Raw genomic sequence first — 20711 nt, 5'->3', positions numbered from 1 at the left:
TTACGGATCGCGATGCCGCAGGGTTAGCCCTCCCAAGGAGTATAATACACCCATATTGTAGGTGATCTTGGACAGATCAAGCCACAAGGACTGAAACACAGGACCCGATCAAAACCCGCCTCTCCATCTGCAGGACCGTTGCATGTTCGAGGTGGATACGGACATAGTGCGGCATGAAGCGCCTCGACCCCTTTCTCATGTCCCTGATCTGCGCGATTGCGCTGGCCTCCATCCTTCCCTGCCGCGGGCAGGTGGAGCATATCCTTCAGCATGTCGTGACGATCCTCATCACGTTTATGTTCTTCTTTCAGGGCGCGAAACTCGAGCGTCACGCCATTGTGGACAGCGTGAAGGACTGGAAACTTCAGGGCAGCGTTCTGCTCTGCACGTTTGCCTTGTTCCCTTTGCTTGGGGTCGGGCTGCATCTGCTGTTCCGGGCGGTCTTTCCCGATGCGCTGTTCGGCGAGGAACTGTGGTCGGGTGTACTGTTCCTGTGCTGCTTGCCGTCCACCGTACAGTCTTCCATTGCGCTGACGTCCATTGCGAAGGGGAACGTCACGGCGGCGATCTGTGCGGCGACGGTCTCCAACATTGCCGGCATCGCGATGACGCCGCTGCTGACCGGACTGGTGCTCGGGCATGTGGGGGCGGAGCATTCGCCATTGGGCTCCATTCTCGACGTGAGCAAGGAGCTTCTCTTACCCTTCGCGCTGGGACAAATTCTTCAGAAATGGGTCGGGCCGATTGTGCGCAAGCACAAGATCCTGATCTCGTTTACCGACCGCGGGTCTATCGTCGTTGTGGTCTATACCGCGTTCAGTTCCGCCGTTGTGGAGGGAATCTGGCATCGCGTTTCGGGCGCGCATCTTCTGGAAGTTGCATTGCTCGATACTGCCATGCTGGCGCTGGTTCTGGGTCTGTCGCACCTGATGGGCAAGGGGCTTGGGCAGACAACATCAAACAGCATCGCGCTTCAGTTCTGCGGATCGAAGAAGTCTCTGGCGTCTGGCGTGCCGATGGCGAGCGTCATTTTTCCGGCAGCGTCGGTCGGCATCATCGTGCTGCCACTCATGATCTATCACCAGATCCAGCTTTTCACCTGCACGCTGCTGGCACGGCGTTATAGCACACGCTTTCTCGACACCAGCGACCAGGGCACGACAACCTCTCCGCAGCGTCGTACCGCCACACCGTAAACCTCGGAAAACAGAGCATCCGTCAGAACGTCGGACGGAGCCCCGATGCTGACAAGAGCGCCCTCCGACAGTACGGCGATCCGGGTACAGAAACGGGCGGCAAGCGCCAGATCATGCAGGATGACAGCCACGGCCTGACCCTGCGCCGCGTACCGGTTAAACAGTTCCATGACCGTCAGGGCCTGAGCAGGGTCGAGCGCTGCGACCGGTTCATCCGCCAGCAGGACGGGGGCCTCAACCGCAAGGGCCCGGGCGAGCAGAACGCGCGCACGTTCTCCCCCTGACAGACTGACGCAGGAGCGGTCCGCAAACGCACTCATCCCCACGACCTCCAGGGCCTGCTGAACGGCTGCGGCATCCTGTTCCGCCGTCGCCGTACGGCGATGGGGCAGACGGCCGAGCGCAATAACATCCCGCACGCTCATGCCGATGGCGGCCGGGGCGTCCTGCGGGAGATAGGCCAGATGCCGCCCGCGCTGTTCGGGCGGCATGGAGAACAGGTCTTGCCCGTCCAGCAGGACACGGCCGGTCTCCGGGCGGAGCAGTCCGGCCATGACGCGCAGGAGTGTGCTTTTGCCTGCACCATTGGGACCGATCAGGCCGAGGACTTCGCCGGGGCGGACGTCGAGCGTGATGTCATGCAGAAGCCTGTTCCCCTGAAGGGTCAGGCTGAGTGTGTCGGTTTGGAGGATCATGATCCGCGCCTCATACCGGGCGTCCGCGCAGGCGCCAGACCTGCCAGAAAAAGACCGGCGTTCCGATCAGGGACGTGACGACGCCGAGTTGCAGTTCGGTGCCGCTGACTGGCAGGCGCACGAACAGGTCCGCCGCTAGCAGCAGTGCGGCCCCTCCCAGCGCGGACGGCAGGAGCAGGCGCGAGGGGCGCGCTCCGACAAGCGGGCGCAGCAGATGCGGCATGACGAGGCCGACGAACCCGATCCCGCCCGCGACGGCCACACCGCTTCCAACCGCCAGTGCCGTTCCGATCACGACGCGCCACTGCACGGCGCGCAGGGAAAAACCCATCGTATGGGCTACGTCCTCGCCAAGGGTCAGGGCATCCAGAGACCGTCCGGTCCCGAGCAGGAACGCCGACCCGACGAGCAGACCGGGCAAAGCGATCAGAACATCATGCAGGCTCGCACGGGACAGGGACCCCATGAGCCAGTGCATGATTTCATAGGACGCATAGGGGCTCGGCACGAGATTGAGCGTCAGGGCCAGAAGGGCGGCGCTCATGGAGCCCAGAGCCGCACCGGCTAACACAAGGACGAGTGTCCCGCCGCGCGTGAGCGCCAGAAGCAGAAGCGTTGCGAGCCCGGCGCCGGACAGGGCGGCCAGGGGGAGCGCAGGCGCCCACACGGCCGAGACGCCGGTATAAAAAACCAGTACGGCGCCAAGCGCCCCGCAGCCTGAAATGCCGAGCACACCCGGATCAGCAAGCGGATTGCGGACCAGCCCCTGAAGGGCCGCTCCTGACAGGCCAAGCGTACCGCCAACCAGCAGGGCAAGAATGACACGCGGCAGGCGGATCTGGCCGATAATGGTCGCGGCAATCGTCTCGCGGCCCTGCAGCATGTCGGACAGCCCCTGAAGGACGCCGATCCCCGCCGGGCCCGCGGCCAGCGACAGGATGGCGAGGGCCAAAACCAGCATGGCGAGAATGGCGACGGTCAGGGTGTAACGGCTCATGGTAAAGGCTCCGCTGCGGTCAGGCGATCATGTGCAGCGATCAGCGCCTCCAGTGCATCGAGCGTTTCGGGCGTGCCGCACATCGTCAGACGACCGGGGAGCGCCAGACGATGCGCGCCTGTAAATCGTCCCTGTAAGGCGGGGTGGTGAACGACATTTTCAGCCAGGGACGAACTTTCGGAAATCATATCGGTTACCAGAAGGTCTGGCGGATGGGCGATCAGAGTTTCGAGCGCGATGGTGCCATCCGGGCGCTCGGAAGCGGACAGGCGGAACCCGGCGCGTTTGAGAAGATCGGAGATCAGCCCCCCCTCTTCTCCTGCAAGGTTCGCACCGATAACCGTTGCCGTCAGGGTTTTTTCCGGCTGGGCGGGACGGAGGTTTTCAAGCCGGTCTGCAAAGGAGCGGATCATCTCCTCGCCGCGCGCCTCTTCGCCAATGGCGTGGGCGACGGTCCGGATCTGAACGGGAATATCCGCAAGGGACGCGATAGAGGGAAGCTGGACGAACGGAACGTGCAGGGCGTCCGTCACGAGCGCGGCGGTCGGGCGGTGCCATGTCCCGTCCAGAACAAGATCGGGATAAGTGGCGACGAGGTTCTCCCCGTCAGGGCGCTGCACGGGATAAGTCTGTGCCAGTTCACAGCGGAGGGATTCCGCGCAATCCGTCGCCAACGGGCTCAGGCCGAGGATATGAGAGGGGTCCGCCAGTTCGAGCAGCAGTTCGTCCGTACACAGATTAAGCGAGACGATACGGGTTCGCACCGGACCGGCACAGGCCGATCCGGCGAGAGCGCCCGACAGCAGAAGCACTGCCGCCGGAGCTGAAAGGACGTGAAGGAACGCCTTAAAGGCCAAACGTCACACCGCCGTAGAAAGACCGGCCCGGCTGGAGGTAGCCGACCGGGTTTTCATAGTACCGGTTCCCCAGATTGTCGCCACGCGCGAACAGGGTGACGAAATTGGCCAGCTTGTATTCGGCGGCAATGTTCACCGTCACATAATCATGACCGATCGTGCTCATGGACGTGTAGCGGTCGAGGTCGTGCCAGCCGCTGACATACAGCAGGCTTGGTGTGACGCTCAGGCGCTTGGTCGGCGTCCAGATGACGCTGGCCGTCGCCTTGTGACGGGGACGACGCACGAGGGCCGCACCGGTGCTGCGGTCTGTGGCATCCGTCCAGGTATAGGTGCCGCGCAGATCAACGCTTTTGATGATGCGGTAATCGACGAAGGCCTCAACACCATGCGTCTGGGCGCGCGCGACGTTGACATAGGTGTAGTTGTAGCCCGACAGCGCCGTGTTGATGAGATTCCGGACATGGTTGCCGTAATAGTCGGCCCCAAAGGTCAGCTTTCCGTTCAGGAGGCGCTCTTCAAACCCGGCATCGAAGCCCAGAAGGCGCTCGGCCCGCAGGTTCGGGTTCGCGAGGAAATAATAGGCTGGGTAGCTGACGAAAAGCTGGTTCAGCGACGGTCCGTGGAAGCCCGAGCCACCGCTGGCCTTCAGCGTCAGGCCCGTTCCGGGGATTTTTACGGCCGGGGCCACGCGCCATGTCACGTAATTGCCGTAACGCGAATTGTTGTCGTAGCGGATATTGGCCGAACCGAAGAGAATATCGTGCCAGTGGCCCTCAAGCTGTCCCCAAGCAGCGTTCGTCGTGGTCTGGGCGTCGATCGGCGTCAGGATGCGCTCACGGATATAATCATATCCGACGAGGAATGAGCCGTTATGGCCGAGATGCGTCAGGCCCTGCCAGTCCACTTTCAGCCGGTCACCACGGTTGGACGCGATGTCTGATTCTCCGGCCGTAATGTCGTGCCGGCGATAGGTAACGTAACCGACGCCCAGCGTCTGTTCGAACACGCCCTTGAAGGATTTCAGATGCGCCGTGCCGCGCAGAATAGCCTGTTTGAGGTCACTCTCATTCTGCTGGGCTGAGGGCAGCGCCGGATAGGAGCTGTAATCGTCGGCGACGTATTCGTAATCCGCCTGCGTCAGATGCGCCGTGAAGCCGAGATCGAAATTATCCGTCACGTCATAACCGAGGCGCACATTGGCCGTGCGGTTGTCGTTGCGGTTGGACGCGACGTCATGGCCGTGAACCTGCGCACGGATGGCTTTCGGCACAGACTGATAATCGCCAACATGGTTGTGCGAGACTTCGACCATATAGTGGAAGCGATGAAGCGAGCCCGAGAACCCGGCCGTCTGGTTCTTGGTGGAATAGCTGCCGCCTTCAAGCCGGACGAAGCCGTGCAGCGGCCCCTCCCCCTGCTTGGTCGTCATGTCGATGACGCCGCCCATCGCATCCGCACCGTACAGGCCGCTCTGCGGTCCGCGCAGGATTTCCACGCGGGCCAGACCGTCGGTGAGGAACTGCGCCGTATCGAATGCCCCGGCCGGAGTGGACGGATCGTTGATGTCCATTCCGTCCAGCCGCACCTTCACTTCATTGGCGTTGGTGCCGCGCATGAAGATCGACCCCGTACCCCCAGGACCACCCGTGCGCACCATGTTCAGGCCCGGCTCGCGAGCCAGAAGGTCTGCAAGGTCACGTCGCTGGAGAAGTTCAATGTCACGCTGGGTCACAACCGTAACCTGCGAGCCGACCTTGCTCAGATCCTGTGGGATGCGGTTTGCCGTCACCGTAACAGTCTCGGGGACGGACGAAGAAACGGCTTTCGGAGCAGGAGATGCCTTGGGCTTCTGGGGCTGAACCGGCTCCTGTGCCGGAACGGACGCCAGCGCCGGAACAGCGACAAGCATACTCGTCGCAAGAAGAAGGCGGGAAATACGGAGCATGGTGATAGTGATGTCTCGTCGTTCTGCGTCGCCCTCAAGAAGGAGGCAGACCCGCCATTGCGCGGTCTGACCCGGCGTTCCGATGCACCCCGCCCGGACCGTCCTTCGGACAACTCATGCTGACGGCAGGTCTCCTGGCTCATGCTCCGTCTTCAGGCCCCTTCCCGGCCTGCGCCAGTGGGTTCATGTCCTGAAACCGCGCTACCGGCCTTGTGAGGCAGCAGCCAGCATTTACAGTTGCGGGGGCAGCCGCAGTTTCACACTGCATTCCCTTTTCACCCGCACAAACGGGCACCGTCAGCTGTCATGAAGCGCCCCCCGCAGGGCAAGTCAAATACAAAAGACCCTTCGTGACGGATTTGACACAGTAAAGCCTGCAACATGGATTTCATTCCGTTACAATCTACCCTTTGCCTCGGTTTCCTGCCGCCGCCAGTGTCCCTTTCACAGACAACAGACACAGGATCAGGACACGTCATGACGCCCCCTTCTGCCGTCCGGATGACTGACGAGACCCATGCCCTTCTCGCAGGCCCCGCCGATCGCGGACCAGAGGGCTCGGGCCTTCCGCAGCGGATGTTGTGTCAACTGTTCCGGGTCCAGCAGTATCCCGACGTCCATGCCCGTGCCGCTGATCTCCGGCTGCGGCTGCCGCTCGGTCGAAAACGCCTTCAGCGACTTGAGCGTATCCGGGAAGCCGGGGCCCTGTTCATTCATGTTCCCAAAAATGGCGGAACGTCGGTTTGTGATCTGCTGTATGGCGGAATCATGCTCCACGAGACATGGCGCTATTATCATCATGTGGCGCCAGAGCTCTGCCGGACGCTGCCCAGTTTTGCGATCTGGCGCGATCCGGTGAAGCGTTTCGTATCCGCATGGTCTTTTGCGCGGCGCGGTGGAACGGCGCGCGTCCGGATCCATCCCTCTGTCAGCCGCTTGTATCGCTCATTCCACACGCTGGATGATGCCATTGACCACGTGGAATCCTGTTCCTCCGTCTATGAGCTGGATCACGTGTTCCGGCCCCAGAGCCTGTATGTCTGTGATCGGGAAGGCCGGCTTGCAGTCGATCAACTCTTCCCTATGGACCGGATCTCATCCCTGCCCGATCTGGTACCTGCCCTGCATGGCCGGGTCGTGCCGCATCTGAACGGCAACAGCCACGATGCGATCGCCACACCCACGCAGGCCAGGAGGATTCGAGAGATCTACAGCGCGGATGAGGCCCTGCGTCCCGCAGGATAGGATTCCGAAACGACTTTTTCCAGAAAAACGGAATATGTCTTATAAATGTCACAATCGGTAGGGAGTTTCCTGCCGTTTATCGCCGTTCCGATGGTGAAATGTGACTAAATTGCCATACCCCCCTCATGTCATATTGTATCATGCCACATCTGATTGAAATGAGGCCTGCACTCATGCTTCTTCTCGGCTGAAAGTTCACCTGACCGAGAAAGACCGAAAACACAATGCGCCTTGCTCGCCTGCTTTCGACTTCGGCCCTGTTTGCGTTTGGTACGGTGTCGGCATTTGCCGCACCCGCAGACAACACGGCTCCTTCTACAAAGAAGAGCCCTACGAAAGTCGCTGCTGCCGCTCCGTCCATGATGGGCAACACGGCTCCAACAGACGACCATGAAGAACATGTCTCTGTCAGCGGTCATCATTCCTATTTCGATGGCGTAACGCGCCGCGATGTGGGTGGTGGTCTGATGCAGAAACAGGACGCTGCGAAGTCCGTTTCGGCCATTTCCCGCGACTATATCGAAAAGCAGGCACCGGGTCAGGATCCGATGCAGCTGATCGCACTGCTTCCGGGTGCGAACGTGACGTCCTCCGATCCGGCAGGCCTGACGGGAAGCCACATGAGCGCCCGTGGTCTCGACCAGTCGCAGATGGGCTTTACGCTTGAAGGTTTCCCGATCAACGACATCGGCTCCTTCTCGGTCTATTCCCAGGAAATCGTGGACTCCGAGAACCTGCGCAAGATCAGCCTCGCACAGGGTTCCGCGGATCTCGACAGCCCGCATCTGAGCGCCACCGGCGGCGTGGTCGACATGTACATGATCGACCCGAAGATGAAGAAGGGCGGCGCATTCGACGTCACTTACGGTTCGTATGACTACACGCGCGGGTTCCTGCGTCTGGACACCGGCAAGATCGGCCAGACCAATCTGCGTGCGTATTTCTCCGGATCCTACGCAACCGAAGATGCCATCCACTCCGAAGCGACGAACCGCAAGCTGCACGCCGAAGCAAAGTTTGTGAACGACTGGGGTGACGGAAACCGCGTCTCCCTAGCGATCGTTGGCAACCGCCTTTACAACTACCTGACGCCGAGCGTGAACCAGGCGTCCTGGGATGCGTATGGTTTCGGTGTGAAGGACCAGTACGTCGCGTCCTGTTACTCGGGCAGCACCTGTACCCGTCCGAACGGATCGACGTTCAAGAACAACAGCGGCGCCACGATTTCAAACACTGTCTATAACGGCGCGTACAAGTCTGGTGATGCCAATTACTACAAGCTCCACCAGAACCCGTTCACCAACATCTATGCCAGTGCTCCGTCGACCTTCAAGCTGACGGATCACCTCGTCCTGACCGAGACCCCGTATTTCTGGTATGGAGATGGAAGCGGCGGTGCCGCTTACGGCGTTCCCGGTAACTGGGGCAAGACCTCCATGAGCGGTACCCTCGACGGCAAGACACCCGCAAAGGGAAGCCTGCTGTACGAACCGTCAATCACAACGACCTATCGCCCCGGCGCCGTCACGAAGTTGACGCTCACCACCGGCGTCAACCGTCTGATGGTCGGTTACTGGTTCGAATATGCCAAGCAGTCCCAGACTGCACCGGCAACCGGTATCGCTGCGAACGGAACGCCATGGAACATCTGGGGAAGCGGCCCAAACTATGTGTTCAGTGACGGCACGACCTATCAGTATCGCCAAAGCCTGACGCAGACCCGCACGCACACCATGTTCATCGGCGACAGCCTTTCGCTGTTCCACAACAAGCTGACCATCGACGCAGGCCTGAAATATGCGATCGTCACACGCGACGCTCACAACTTCCTGCCGAACACGTCCACGGGTCCATATATCGACAAGACGTATTACCAGCCGCTGCCAACGGCCTCGATCCGGTATCAGATCAACCCTGAAATGCAGGTTTTCGTCTCGGGCTCCACAAACTTCCGTATCCCGACGAACTACTCCCTGTATGACGCTGGCACGTATTATCTGCCGTCCAAGACTGCATCCGGAAATTATTACGGGACGCAGGCCTCGACAAACCAGCAGCCGGAAATCTCCATTTCCGAAGAAGCCGGCTGGCGTTACACGGGTCCGACGGTCATGGCCTCGGTCACGTACTTCCACTACAACTTCACGAACCGCATGTTCCAGTCCACCCAGTGTCTGGATGCAACCTGTAGCAATTATGCGTCCACCAACATCAACGCTGGTGGCCAGAGCACGAACGGTGTGGATGCGGAAATCGGCACGCGTCCGATCTTCTACCATATCCGTCCGTATGCCTCGTTCGAATATGTTGATGCCCGTACGACCAGCAACCTGCTGTCAAGCTCCGGCAACAAAATCGACTACATGCCGACAAACGGCAAGTTCGCGCCCGAAACGCCAAAATATCAGGTCGGCTTCAATCTCGACTATGACGACGGCAACATCTTCGGTGCCTACAAGCTGAAATATGTCGCCAAGCAGTATGCTTCGTTCATGAACGACGAAAGCATCCCCGGTTACGTCAAGATGGACATCACGGTTGGCTATCGCTTCAAGAATCTGGGCTTCCTTCAGGCTCCGAACGTAAAGCTCAACCTGACCAACATCACGAACAACCACTATCTTGGCTTCCCCACCAGCCCGAAGGTGAACGCCACCACACAGACAGGCATCTTCGGCAATTCCATCAAGGGAACAGCCCCGACCTACATGATCGCGGCTCCGTTCGCTGCAATGGGCTCCGTCAGCGCCGGTTTCTGATCTTTCAGATCCTGTTGAACCTGAATGCCCCATGCCGGTCTCCGGCATGGGGTTTTTCATGACCGGAAACGCCCGGTCGGGAAGGCTCTGCGCACTTGCACTCCACCCGCCGATATGGCCATTTAAGAGCGCGCCAAAGACGAGAAGGATCCACGGTGGGCAGAACGAAAACGACGGACAAGTCAGCTCTGGATATCTATCTGGGCGCTCTTCGGGATCATCTGTCCATTGAATCCAAGGCCATCGAGACCGCGCTTTCGGAGCTTCCGGTGTGTGAGCGGTATCCGGGGCTGTGCCAGCGGATGGAGCAGGATCTGGCGATGGGCCGGAGCCATGCGCGGGAGATCACGATCCTTCTGTCCCGACACGGGCACCCTGCCCCGGTTCCGCATGAGACGGTTTCGTCCATTCTCAGCACCGTCTCGGGGCTGTTGCATGGCGGCGAAGCGCGGGATGTTCTGAAGAACGTGCTGGCGACGAGTGGATACCGGGCGCATCAGATCACGTCTCTTCAGATGCTGATCGTGCTGGCGCGGCAGCTGGGTTTTGCGCAGGATGCGTCGGCGCTGGAATGTCTGAAGGACGAAGAGACCGCTGCGGCCGAGGCGCTTGCGGGCCTGATGCCGGACATCGTGTCGCAGTATCTGGCCGCCGCCTGATCCCGGCGGGGCTGCTTGCAAGACATCGTGGAGGGCGTAAACTTCGCGGATGTCCTCTTTCCGCTTTCTCCATGCTGCTGACATTCACCTCGACAGCCCCCTGAGGGGGCTGAGCCGTTACGAGGGGCTTCCCGAAGCGGAAATCCGTGGATCCACGCGGCGCGCGCTGGACCGGCTGGTCGAAACGGCGCTAAGTGAAAAAGTCGATTTCGTTATTCTGGCGGGGGACCTGTATGACGGGACCTGGCAGGACGTGGGGACCGGGCTTTACATGCTCAAGGCCCTGAGCCGGCTGGTTCAGGCGGGCATCCGGGTTGTAACGCTTTCGGGCAATCATGATGCGCAGTCGGTCATTGCGCGGGAACTGCCGCTACCGGACGGGATCGACCATTTTTCCTATGAGGCCCCGCAGACATTTCACTGGCCGGAACTCGGGGTGGCGTTGCATGGGCAGAGTTTCCGCGACCGTCATGTCCCGCATGACATGACGCGGGCCTATCCCGCGCCCATCGCGGGGTGTTTCAATATTGGTGTGCTGCATACATCGCTGTCGGGGTATGGGGAGCACGAGACCTATGCGCCCTGCTCCGTCGAAACGCTGTCGGCGAAGGGATATGATTACTGGGCGCTGGGGCATGTGCATGCGCGCGAAATCGTCTGTGAACATCCATGGATCGTGTTTCCGGGTGTGCTTCAGGGGCGTCATGCGCGCGAGATCGGGGCCTGTGGCTGTGCGCTGGTTAGCGTTGAGGACGGGATCGTTCGGTCGGTCGGTTTCGTGGACTGTGATGTCGTGCGGTGGTGTCGGCTGGAGTTGGATATCAGCGACATGCAGAGCATGGACGCGGTTCGGGGGGCCGCGCGGCGGGAGATGGAACGCGCCCTTTCCGAAGCGGAAGGACGGACGGTGATTGCGCGGGTCGTCCTGACGGGACGCAGCGTTCTGCATGACCGGTTATGGGCGTCGCAGGGCTGGGAGGACGATCTGCGGGGCATTGCGGTGTCGATGGCGCAGGAATCCGCCAACGGAAGGGCGCAGATTGCGCTGGAAAAAATCCGTAACGAGACGTCTGCGCCCCTGCTTCGGAGCGGCGTGGCGGAAACGCGGGAGCTTGATCTGGCGCTGGACGGGCTGATGCGGGACGAGGCGTTTCTGGCGTCCCTGCCCGACGCTTTTGAAGGATTTTTCTCTGCCCTGCCCGCCTGTGTGGAGCGCGACAGTCTGATGCCGGAGGGGCAGTTTCCCCTTGAACAGGCGCGTGCGGCGTTAAGGGCGCGCCTGTTGGGGGAGACGGAATAATGCGGTTCGAACGCCTTGATCTTCTGCGCTATGGCGGATTTCAGGAGACCACGCTGAATTTTCCGAAAGGGGCGCGGGACCTGCACGTCATTTATGGCGCGAATGAAGCCGGAAAATCGACGACGCTCTGTGCGATCCGGGATTTCCTGTTCGGGTTTCCGCATCATATCGCCGGGGACTGGATGACGGCGGCGTCGCTGCTGCGGGTCGGGGCCAGTCTGGAGGAGGACGGGACGGTTTTTGAGGGCGTGCGGCGCCGGGGGCGGGCGCAGACGCTGTTTGCCGCGGATGACAGGACCGCGCTGGAGGATCTGCAATTGCGGACCTGGCTGGGCGGGCTGGATTCGAAGGGATTTGAGGCAGCCTGGGCGCTGGATCATACGCGCCTGCGTGAGGGGGGCGAGGAGATGCGCCGCCTGAAAGACGATGCCGGACTTCAGATTCTGGCGGCCGGGCTGGGACTTGAAGGTGTTGGAAAACTGAGCACGACACTTCAGGAAGATGTCGGTTCGGAATGGAAATCCGGACGCGCACGCTCGGCGCTGCAACAGGCCAGACTGAAGCTGACGGCGTTGCAGACGGCCCTGCGGAGCGACACGACAACGGTCAGAAAACTGTCCGTTGCGAATAAGGAACTTTCTGAGTCAGAAACAGAAAAACAGACCTGCGACGAAGCGATGCAGGAACTGGGCGCGCGCCGTAGAACCAATTCCCGCCTGAAAATGACATCCGTTCCTTTTCAAAAACTAAATCAGATCGAAACGGAAATCAGGTCTTTTCCGAGTTGGGATCTGACAATTGAAGATTGCATCCGCTTTGAGAACATTCTTGAATCGTTACGGAATGAAGAACATGATGCTTCGGTTTCGCGACAGAAATTCGAGACGCTATGCGCGCAAATTCGGGATTTTGGTGATGCGCGCCCTGTCCTTGCGGAACAGGACTCCATCAGGACACTTCTGGGACGGGGCGCGCTGATTGCGCGTCTTGAAACGGCGGTGGAAGAACGGAAAGCGCGCCTGACGCGAGATGCGATTTCGCTGGAACAGTTCTGGGCGCGCCATGGCTGTGAGGCCGGTGTGTTGCCCGATCTGGAAGAACTGGACGATCTGGACCAGCGGCTTCAGGCCCGCACTCTGTTGCACACGCAGGAACAGGATCTGCGGGCGCGGCTTCAGGAGACGGAGCAGGCCCTGAATATCCTGCATCCCGATTCCGTTTCGGGGTCGGATGAAAAATCCTCTCCCGAAACGCTGCGTCTGTTCCGGCTGGAACTCGATGAGGCCCGCAGTCTGGGCGCGCTGGATGACCGGATCGACAGTCTGGCCGCCGAAGTTTCGCGGCAGGAGGACGCCACGGCTGCGGCTTATGGGACGCTGGTGCCCTGGCGTGCGTGTGGTGCCGATCGCAAGGCGGATCTGACGGCGATCGCGTTGCCGGACGGGGCGGTTCTGGAAGACGAAGCGCGGCTCTGGGCGGCGCTGGACGAGCAGCGGCGCGTTGCACGGAACGAAGAACAGGCGGCGGAAACGGAAAAGGCGCGTCTGGCGCAGCAGTGCCGGCGGCTGGAAGAAGACGGGCAGGCTGTGTCGTGGGAGCAGCTTTCCGCGGCGCGGCTGGAACGCGACCGGCTCTGGCAGAGCATGGAGCAGAATTTTCACTCTGGCGGCTGTCCTGCGCAGGTGACGCGGGAGGCGTTCGGGGTTCTGATCCAGAATGCGGACAGTCTGGCGGACCGGCGTCATGCGCATGCCGAGCAGTCGGCGCAGCTTGCGGCTCTGTTGCGGCAGGGGGAGGATCTTGCGGTTCGGGCGGAGGAAGCCCGTCGGCGGGGGATGCGGGCGCAGGACGAACTGGACCGGCGCCAGACCGCGTGGGGCGCTTTGCTGGAAACATTCGGAGCGCCGGTGCTGCCTCCCGCGTCTTTGCAGGTCTGGGTGGTTCGGCGGCAGGAGGCTCTGGCAGCCGAAGAGGTTTTGCAGAGCGCAAGGAGGCAGCTTCAGGCCGCGACGGACAGCCGGGCCGATATGAGCCGAAGGTTGCGGGTTTTTGCCGCGGAATGTGCGTCCGAGCGGCTGGCGGTTCAGATCCGGCAGGCCGCGTCTTTGCTGGAACGGGACGAGGAAGCGGCGCGGCAGGCGGAGGCGCGGAAAAAGGATCGTCTTCAGCGGCAGGAGGCCCTGATCAAAGGGCGGGAAGCCCTATCCGGCGTGGAGCAGAAGCTGGCGCTCTGGGAAGAAGACTGGGCACGCGCCTGCCGGGACTGCGGCTATCCGGGGCGGGCGGAGCGGGCTGATCTGCGGGATGTGACGGAGGCGCGTACGATCCGGCTGCGCCTGGACAGCGAGCAGAAGGAGCAGGATTCCGAGACACGCGATATCGCGGCGTTCCATACCGAACTGACGGCGTTTCTTCAGCGCTACGGGCAGGAATCCGCGGCGGAGCTTGAACAGTTTCTGCGTCTGGAGCAGGAGCGCGAGCGGGAACGGAAATCCGTTCTGCAGCAGCATGGGGCTCTGGCGGACGAGATTGCGCAGGCCGATCTGCGGATCGTGGAACTGGGGCAGGGGCTGGACCCCGTGCGTCGTCTTTTGGGGCTTGGGGCGGATGAGGACCTGCGCCATGCGCTGTCCCGCGCGCGGGAGCGGGCGGCGTTGTGCGACAGGCGCGACGAGTTGCGGGAGCAGATTCTTCAGGCCGGGAATGGCCGGTCGCTTGAGGTGCTTGTGGAGGAGGCGCGTGCGACGGACCCGGAGCAGCTTGAGCAGGATTTCGAAGACATCGAAGCTGAAACGATGGCGCTCGATGCCCGAAGGTCGGAAGTCACGGAACGGCTGTTGCGGGCGCGGGGCGTGCTGGCGGAACTGGAAAATGCCCGTGGCGTGCATGAGGTCGCGGAAGAAATTCAGGAGACGGAAGCGGAAATTGCCGAGCGGGCCAGCCGGTATGTGTCGCTCCGGCTTCAGCAACTGATGCTGTCACGACTGGTGGAGCAGGGGCGACAGCAGGCGCATGGGCCCTTGCTGTCGCGGGCGGGCGCCCTGTTTTCGCGGCTGACGCTTGGGCGTTATGAAGGGCTTATGACCGAAGAAAGCGGGTCGGACGGGCTGGTTCTGGCGGGGCAGCGCCCGGCAAACACGACGCCCGTTCCGGTTCAGGCCATGAGTGAGGGCACGCGCGACCAGCTTTATCTGGCGCTGCGTCTGGCGTCGGTCGAGCAGGCTCTGGCGCGGGGCATTCGTCTGCCTTTTCTTGCGGATGATCTGTTCGTGACGTTTGACGAAGAGCGCACAGCCGCAGGACTGAAGATACTGGCAGAACTTTCAGAGAAAACGCAGGTTCTGTTTTTTACCCACCACGGGTATATAATCAATAATTCAAAAGAAATTCCATATTCTATAGAAATATAATTTTTTTATAAAAAAATATTTACTTGTTCCGAAAACAAAATTTAAGTCGCCCTGAGATTCCTGTTTGACGACACAGTATGAAATACGGGCCAACTATTTCCATTTGGGCTGATTCTTCCTATATCCAGCCCGTCATGGTTGTTTCAATTGGCTTTACTACCAAAAATGGTGTTTAACGGAATCTCAACATTCTTCTCCAGAGCGCGGTCGTGACTGACATCCCGCACGGCAGTATGAATGCACAGCGCATCATTCCGCTGGCTACTCTTGCCGCATCTCCCCGCGGGATGGACCCGACTGTCGTTCGTCTGCGCACGGCGCTCTCACCCGCAATCGCGTCTCTTCTGGATCAGGGGCGCGCGGTTCTGGTGCTGTCACGGCAGTCCACGGGAAGACTGTATCTGGATCCGCACCAGTTCTCCACGCTGACCCGGCCACTTGGCATTGAACCTACGGCCGATGTCTTTCTGCTCACCGTCATGCGTCAGGCAGTGCTGCGGCATCTTCCGATGCTCGCAGGTCTGCCGCCACTTTCTTTCGACATGGCGCGGGGGCCCGGCGCTTTTCTGCTGTCAGCGGCATCCATGCTTGAATCCGGAGTTCTGGACGGGACCATTCCGCAGACGCGCCAGCGCCTTTTGCAGCATGTTACGGATCTGCTGATCACGACGATCCTGGACTGTCTGGATCTGGAAGTCAGTGTTGCGGGGCGTCGGCGGCACCGGCAGAAACAGATCCGCCGTTACATTGAATCACGCCTGCACGAGCATGACCTGACCCCGCAGAGCATTGCGGAGGCTTCCGGGATTTCGACGCGGGCGCTTTACCAGCTTTTCGACGGGGAATCCGGCGCGGTCGCGGGGTGGATCCTCAACCGCCGGCTGGAGCGCATTCATTCGGATCTGACGAATCCGTCCCATGATGCGCTTCCGATTGCGCAGATTGCGCTGAACCACGGCTTTCGCAATGCCGCGCATTTCTCCCGCCGCTTCAGGCAGAAATTCGGTGCGTCGCCACGCGAAATCCGGCAGCGTGCGTCTATGCGGCCAGGAACACTGGCCTCAGGCCGGGGCTGACTGCATTTCTTTGACGAGACGTGTGGTGGACTGACCGTCCACGAGGTCCACCAGCACCACTTTGCCGCCGTACCCCTTCACCACATCGGCGCCGACCACCTGGTCTTCCGTGTAATCCGCACCTTTGACGAGAATATCGGGCTTCAGGGTGCGGATGACGTCGAGGGGGGTGTCATCGTCGAACAGCACGACGAGATCGACCGAACGCAGGGCGCCGATCACTCTGGCGCGGGCATCTTCCTTCTGGACCGGGCGGGTTGGTCCCTTGAGGCGGCTGACGGAGTTGTCAGTATTGAGCGCCACGATAAGGCGGTCTCCTTCGCGGGCGGCAGCCTGAAGCAGACTGACATGTCCCGGATGGACCAGATCGAAGCACCCGTTGGTGAATACGACTTTCGCACCATGCCGATGCCAGCTTTCCACGATACGCGCGGCCTGTTCGACCGGAACGAGCGCGCCTGTTTCGGGCATTTCCTGAAGCAGTTCACGGGACAGTTCTTCGCGGGATACCGTTGCGGTGCCGAACTTGCTAACGGACAGGGCAGCGGCGGCGGTCGCGATGACGACGGCGGTTTCCAGCGTCTGACCAGCGGACAGCACTGCGGCGACGGTGGCGACGACGGTATCTCCGGCGCCGGAAACATCGAAGACTTCGGACTTGCGGCTGGCGACATGCAGCGGTTTCGCATCCTGCTGCCAGAGCGTCATGCCGTCTTCCGAGCGCGTGACAAGAACGTCGCCGCCGAACTGACGGGAGAGGGTTTCCGCCACCTTCAGGACGTCGCCGTCGGTTCGGGCAGGAAGCCCGCTGGCCTGTTCCGCCTCGATCCGGTTGGGCGTCACGAGTGTGGCGCCGGCATAGGCTTCCAGCGTGCGTCTTTTGGGATCGACGATGACCGGGATGCCTTTGGCACGGCCGGCTGCGATGATAACCCGCAGGACCTCATCCGTCAGAACGCCCTTGGCATAGTCCGAGCAGACGAGCACATCCGAGACGTCTATCGCGCGGAGGGCTTCCTCCATAAGGCGCTTTTGGATCGTTTCGGAAAGGGGGGTCAGTTTTTCGACGTCGATGCGCACGATCTGCTGGCGACCGCTGACGACGCGCGTCTTGGTAATGGTGGTCCAGTCCGGGGAGGAGACAATGCCGTCCGTCTGGATGGTTGGCCAGAGGTTCAGGCTTTCTTTCAGCCGCTCCGCCGAGTCATCTTCGCCGACAAGGCCGACAAGATGCACCTGTGCGCCCAGAGCGGCGGCATTGACCGCAACATTTGCCGCTCCTCCGGGCACGCAGCGCAGGCCATCATGCAGGACGACCGGAACGGGGGCTTCAGGGGAAATGCGGCTGACGCCGCCCGAAATATACTGATCCAGCAGCAGGTCGCCGATGACCGTCATGCGGCCAAAGCGGAAATCGTCGATCACGGCCTGCGTCTCCTTCAGTCATGCGCATTGCTCCCTATCTCACAGGAGCTTAGCAAAAAGAAAAGGCGAGGGATGAACTCCCTCGCCTTTGATGGACCGGAACGAAGCGAATGCTGCGTTCAGACCCCGTTCACCCGACGGCCGGACCAGCCAGCAGCGTGGCGAGCGAGCGGCCGAAACCGGTCGGGTCGGGCAGGGGTTCGCCTTCCTGCACGCGCGCCAGATCCAGCAGGACGCTGGCATAGGCGGTGATGCTCTCGTCCTTTGCAACACGCTCGGCCAGAGCCTTGATGAGCGGATGCTTCGGGTTGATTTCGAGAATTGGCGGCATGGGGGGCATGGCCTGACCTGAGCGGCGCATCAGGCGCTGCATCGTCAGGTCCGGGCCGCCATCGGATGTGATGACGACAGCGCTTCCCGTTAGGCGCACCGTGCTGCGAACGTCTTTGACCTGTTCGCCAAGGGCGTCCTTGAGGGCCGGAACCAGCTTTTCGATATCCGCGGCTTCGGTTGTGTCGGCATCCGTGGATTCAAACTTTTCCAGATCGCCATGGGAATGGGCGACGGAACGCAGCGGCTTGTCCTGGTAGGAAGACAGGCGCTCCGGCCAGAAGCCGTCAACCGGATCGGACAGCAGCAGGACTTCGAGGCCACGCGCACGGAAGCCTTCAAGCTGGGCGGAGGATTTCAGTGCGTCCAGATTGTCGCCGGTCAGGTAATAGATGGCGTCCTGACCATCCTTCATGCGCGCAATATAGTCGTCCAGCGTGACGAGGTCGTCGCCCTGGGTGGAATGGAAACGGGCGAAACCGGCGATTTCCGTCCGGTGTTCGGCGTCTTCCCACAGACCTTCCTTGATGACCGCGCCGAAGTTTTCCCAGAACGTGTTGAAACCACCCTCGGCGTCCTTCGCACGGTTGCGGATCTCGGTCAGGACACGCTTGGTGACGGCTTTGCGGATGCGGGCCAGAACCGGGGTAGCCTGAAGCATTTCGCGCGAAACGTTGAGCGGCAGGTCTTCCGTATCGACCACGCCCTGCACGAAGCGCATCCAGTTCGGAACCAGTTCCGCTTCGTCGGTGATGAACATCCGGCGGACATGGAGATGGATCCGGCTTTCGCGGGACTGTTCCATGAAGTCGAACGGGCGGGCGCTGGGCAGGAACAGAAGGGCCGTGAATTCGGTCACGCCTTCCGCGCGCCAGTGCAGCGTCGCATAGGGTTCGTCAAAAGCGTGGGAAATGTGCCGGTAGAATTCGGCATACTGTTCCGGCGTGATTTCGGATTTCGGCTTGCTCCACAGGGCCGTACCTTCATTGGCGGCCTGATCTTCCGTGGTGCCGTCTTCCTTGGTTTCACGCAGGGTGATGGGCCAGGAGATATGGTCCGCCCATTTGCGGATGATGGATTTCAGGCGCCAGCTGTCGAGGAACTCGTCGGCGTCGTCTTTCATGTGCAGGACGATGTCGGTGCCCGGCGTGGAGCGGGACGCGGGGCTCAGCGTGAAGGCGCCCTTGCCGTCCGAAGACCAAGTCCAGGCCTGATCGGAACCGGCCTTGCGGGAGGTGACCTCCACACGGTCCGCGACCATGAAGGCTGCGTAGAAGCCGACGCCGAACTGACCGATCAGGTTCGGGCGATCTTCGGGCTTTGCCGAATTTAGCTTTTCTCCGAAAGCGCGCGTGCCGGAGCGGGCGATCGTGCCAAGGTTCTGGGCCAGTTCGTCATGGGTCATGCCCACGCCGTCATCAGAGATTGTCAGCTCTTTCTGGCTCTTGTCCGGATTGATGCGGATGGACGCATTCTCGGGAAGCGCCAGAGCGCTGTCTGTCAGGGCTTCGAAACGGCGCTTGTCCGTCGCGTCCGCCGCATTGGCGACGAGTTCGCGCAGAAAGATTTCACGATCCGAGTAAAGGGCATGGACCACAAGGTCCAGCAGCCGTCCAACCTCTGCACTGAATTCATGCTTTTCGGCGGACTGCTGGTTGTTCGTTTCACTCATCTCATCAATCTCCGTTCAGGAAAGTGATCTGGATATGCGATGTCACAAACGGTTTTTCAACCGGGATCAGTGGCCCGATCAGAGGTAAGAGGCCAGCGTCATGCCTTTCATGTCCGCAATAAGGGAATAGGACGCCTGAAGCTGGTTGTTGGTATCCGTCACCTGCGTGGAAACCTGTGCAAGATCAGCGTCTTTCACCTGACCGAGCTGGGTCGTCAAAGCCGAGGACATCTGGGTCAGCATGGCGGTCTGGTTGGTCAGGCTGTTCTGCTGGACACCCAGCAGGCCGCTCATGGTGCCGAGGCCGCTCGTGACCGTATTCATGGAGCTTTGAAGGCCGGAAATCAGGCTCGCATAGTCCGCAGTGCTGGTTGAAGACGAGCCGAGGGAGGCGACCACCATCAGATTGCGCATGAGATCGCGGATCGGGGAGGTAGTGGACGTGGATGTCGCGCCCTGTGTGGCGACCATCCCGACGGACACTGTTTCAGACTGCCCGACGACGACGCGCGTGTTCTGCTGCTGCGCCTGATCGGGGGATGTGGAAAGCGTTGCGGAGAAAGGCTGTCCGGCAGCCGTATTGCTGGCCAGGTTTTCCGTTGTGTCGAGCACGCTCTGCGCTCCGTCCGAACCGAGCTGGCTGACGGCCTGTGCGATCTGGGTCGCGAGGTCCGACGTGCCCAGATCCGTGCTGACGGGGGCCGTCGTGTTCTGCTGCCCGGCGAAGACGTAGCTGTCGCCCTGTCGGGTGTTGAGCAGGTTGCCCAGGGAGGCCAGGGCCGACTGGGCGGCAGAGGCAGCCGTCGTGACGGTTGAGTAGGACAGCGTGCTGCCCAGAGTTGAGAGCGAACTCGTCAGGTCCTGGGCGATGGTGGAAATCTGGGACAGGGAACTCTGTGTTGTGGTCAGTGTCGTCTGGGCGTTCGTGACGTTGCTGTTCCAGGCGGCAACCTGCGTGATGGCGGGCTGAAGCGCGAGGGCCTGTGTCCGCGAAGACCCGAGATCGGCATAGCTGCTGGCCATAACGCCGGTTGTGGCCTGAAGCTGGAGGGAGTCTTTCGCCTGCGACAGATTCTGGACGCCGAGAAGAAGCTGGCTGGAGATTCCCCCGAAGCCGAAGCTGGAGATGGTTCCGGTCATGA

14 protein-coding genes and 1 riboswitch are annotated in these 20711 nt (G+C 61.0%); of the genes, 7 read left to right on the top strand and 7 right to left on the bottom strand.

Annotated elements, in window-relative coordinates; translation table 11 throughout:
- Positions 1-173 precede the first annotated feature (173 nt).
- Positions 174-1196, top strand: a complete 1023-nt coding sequence (locus HK22_RS00700; RefSeq protein WP_077803584.1) for a bile acid:sodium symporter family protein — start codon at positions 174-176, stop codon at positions 1194-1196.
- Here HK22_RS00700 and HK22_RS00695 read toward each other — a convergent pair.
- Genes HK22_RS00695 through HK22_RS00680 form a run of 4 tightly spaced genes read right to left on the bottom strand, consistent with a single transcriptional unit; the run spans position 1121 to position 5693 of the window.
- Entirely contained in the window at positions 1121-1891 is a 771-nt protein-coding gene (locus HK22_RS00695; RefSeq protein ID WP_086647968.1) for an ABC transporter ATP-binding protein, read from the bottom strand. The genes HK22_RS00700 and HK22_RS00695 overlap by 76 nt on opposite strands.
- Positions 1892-1901: 10 nt before the next feature.
- A complete protein-coding gene (locus tag HK22_RS00690) occupies positions 1902-2888 on the bottom strand; it encodes an iron ABC transporter permease (RefSeq protein ID WP_086647967.1) in 987 nt (328 codons plus the stop codon).
- Positions 2885-3745 (bottom strand): ABC transporter substrate-binding protein, encoded by an 861-nt coding sequence (locus HK22_RS00685; RefSeq protein ID WP_086647966.1) that lies wholly within the window; start codon positions 3743-3745, stop codon positions 2885-2887. Before HK22_RS00685 ends, HK22_RS00690 begins: the two co-directional genes overlap by 4 nt.
- Positions 3735-5693 carry a TonB-dependent siderophore receptor gene (locus HK22_RS00680; RefSeq protein WP_198945443.1) on the bottom strand — a complete coding sequence of 653 codons (1959 nt, stop codon included), beginning with the start codon at positions 5691-5693 and terminating at the stop codon, positions 3735-3737. The genes HK22_RS00685 and HK22_RS00680 overlap by 11 nt, the downstream gene beginning before the upstream one ends.
- 106 nt (positions 5694-5799) lie before the next feature.
- A riboswitch (cobalamin riboswitch) is annotated at positions 5800-6007 on the bottom strand.
- A 163-nt stretch (positions 6008-6170) separates the two neighbouring features.
- Here HK22_RS00680 and HK22_RS00675 point away from each other — a divergent pair.
- The 6 genes from HK22_RS00675 (at position 6171) to HK22_RS00650 (ending at position 16142) form a co-directional block, all read left to right on the top strand.
- Complete coding sequence (locus HK22_RS00675; RefSeq protein ID WP_231877966.1) at positions 6171-6938, top strand: hypothetical protein; 768 nt, start codon at positions 6171-6173, stop codon at positions 6936-6938.
- 224 nt (positions 6939-7162) lie between these two features.
- Positions 7163-9697: a TonB-dependent receptor gene (locus HK22_RS00670; protein ID WP_086647965.1), complete on the top strand. Its 2535-nt coding sequence runs from the start codon at positions 7163-7165 to the stop codon at positions 9695-9697.
- A gap of 155 nt (positions 9698-9852) precedes the next feature.
- A complete protein-coding gene (locus tag HK22_RS00665; RefSeq protein ID WP_086647964.1) occupies positions 9853-10356 on the top strand; it encodes a DUF892 family protein in 504 nt (167 codons plus the stop codon).
- A 49-nt stretch (positions 10357-10405) separates the two neighbouring features.
- On the top strand, positions 10406-11656 hold the full coding sequence (locus tag HK22_RS00660) for a DNA repair exonuclease (RefSeq protein WP_086647963.1): 1251 nt from the start codon (positions 10406-10408) through the stop codon (positions 11654-11656).
- Positions 11656-15066, top strand: coding sequence for an AAA family ATPase (locus tag HK22_RS00655; RefSeq protein WP_086647962.1), 3411 nt, complete (start codon positions 11656-11658; stop codon positions 15064-15066). The genes HK22_RS00660 and HK22_RS00655 overlap by 1 nt, the downstream gene beginning before the upstream one ends.
- Positions 15067-15275: 209 nt before the next feature.
- Entirely contained in the window at positions 15276-16142 is an 867-nt protein-coding gene (locus tag HK22_RS00650; RefSeq protein WP_198945442.1) for a helix-turn-helix domain-containing protein, read from the top strand.
- Here HK22_RS00650 and rfaE1 read toward each other — a convergent pair.
- The 3 genes from rfaE1 to HK22_RS00635 form a co-directional block, all read right to left on the bottom strand.
- Positions 16128-17567, bottom strand: a complete 1440-nt coding sequence (gene rfaE1 / locus HK22_RS00645) for a D-glycero-beta-D-manno-heptose-7-phosphate kinase (protein WP_086647960.1) — start codon at positions 17565-17567, stop codon at positions 16128-16130. The two genes, HK22_RS00650 and rfaE1, sit on opposite strands and share 15 nt — an antisense overlap.
- 130 nt (positions 17568-17697) lie before the next feature.
- Entirely contained in the window at positions 17698-19569 is a 1872-nt protein-coding gene (gene htpG / locus HK22_RS00640) for a molecular chaperone HtpG (protein WP_086647959.1), read from the bottom strand.
- 78 nt (positions 19570-19647) lie between these two features.
- On the bottom strand, positions 19648-20709 hold the full coding sequence (locus HK22_RS00635) for a flagellin (RefSeq protein ID WP_086647958.1): 1062 nt from the start codon (positions 20707-20709) through the stop codon (positions 19648-19650).
- Positions 20710-20711 lie beyond the last annotated feature (2 nt).

Source organism: Gluconobacter sp. DsW_056, from assembly GCF_002153595.1.
Lineage (GTDB): Bacteria > Pseudomonadota > Alphaproteobacteria > Acetobacterales > Acetobacteraceae > Gluconobacter > Gluconobacter albidus.
This window is presented reverse-complemented; position numbering and strand designations above follow the sequence as displayed.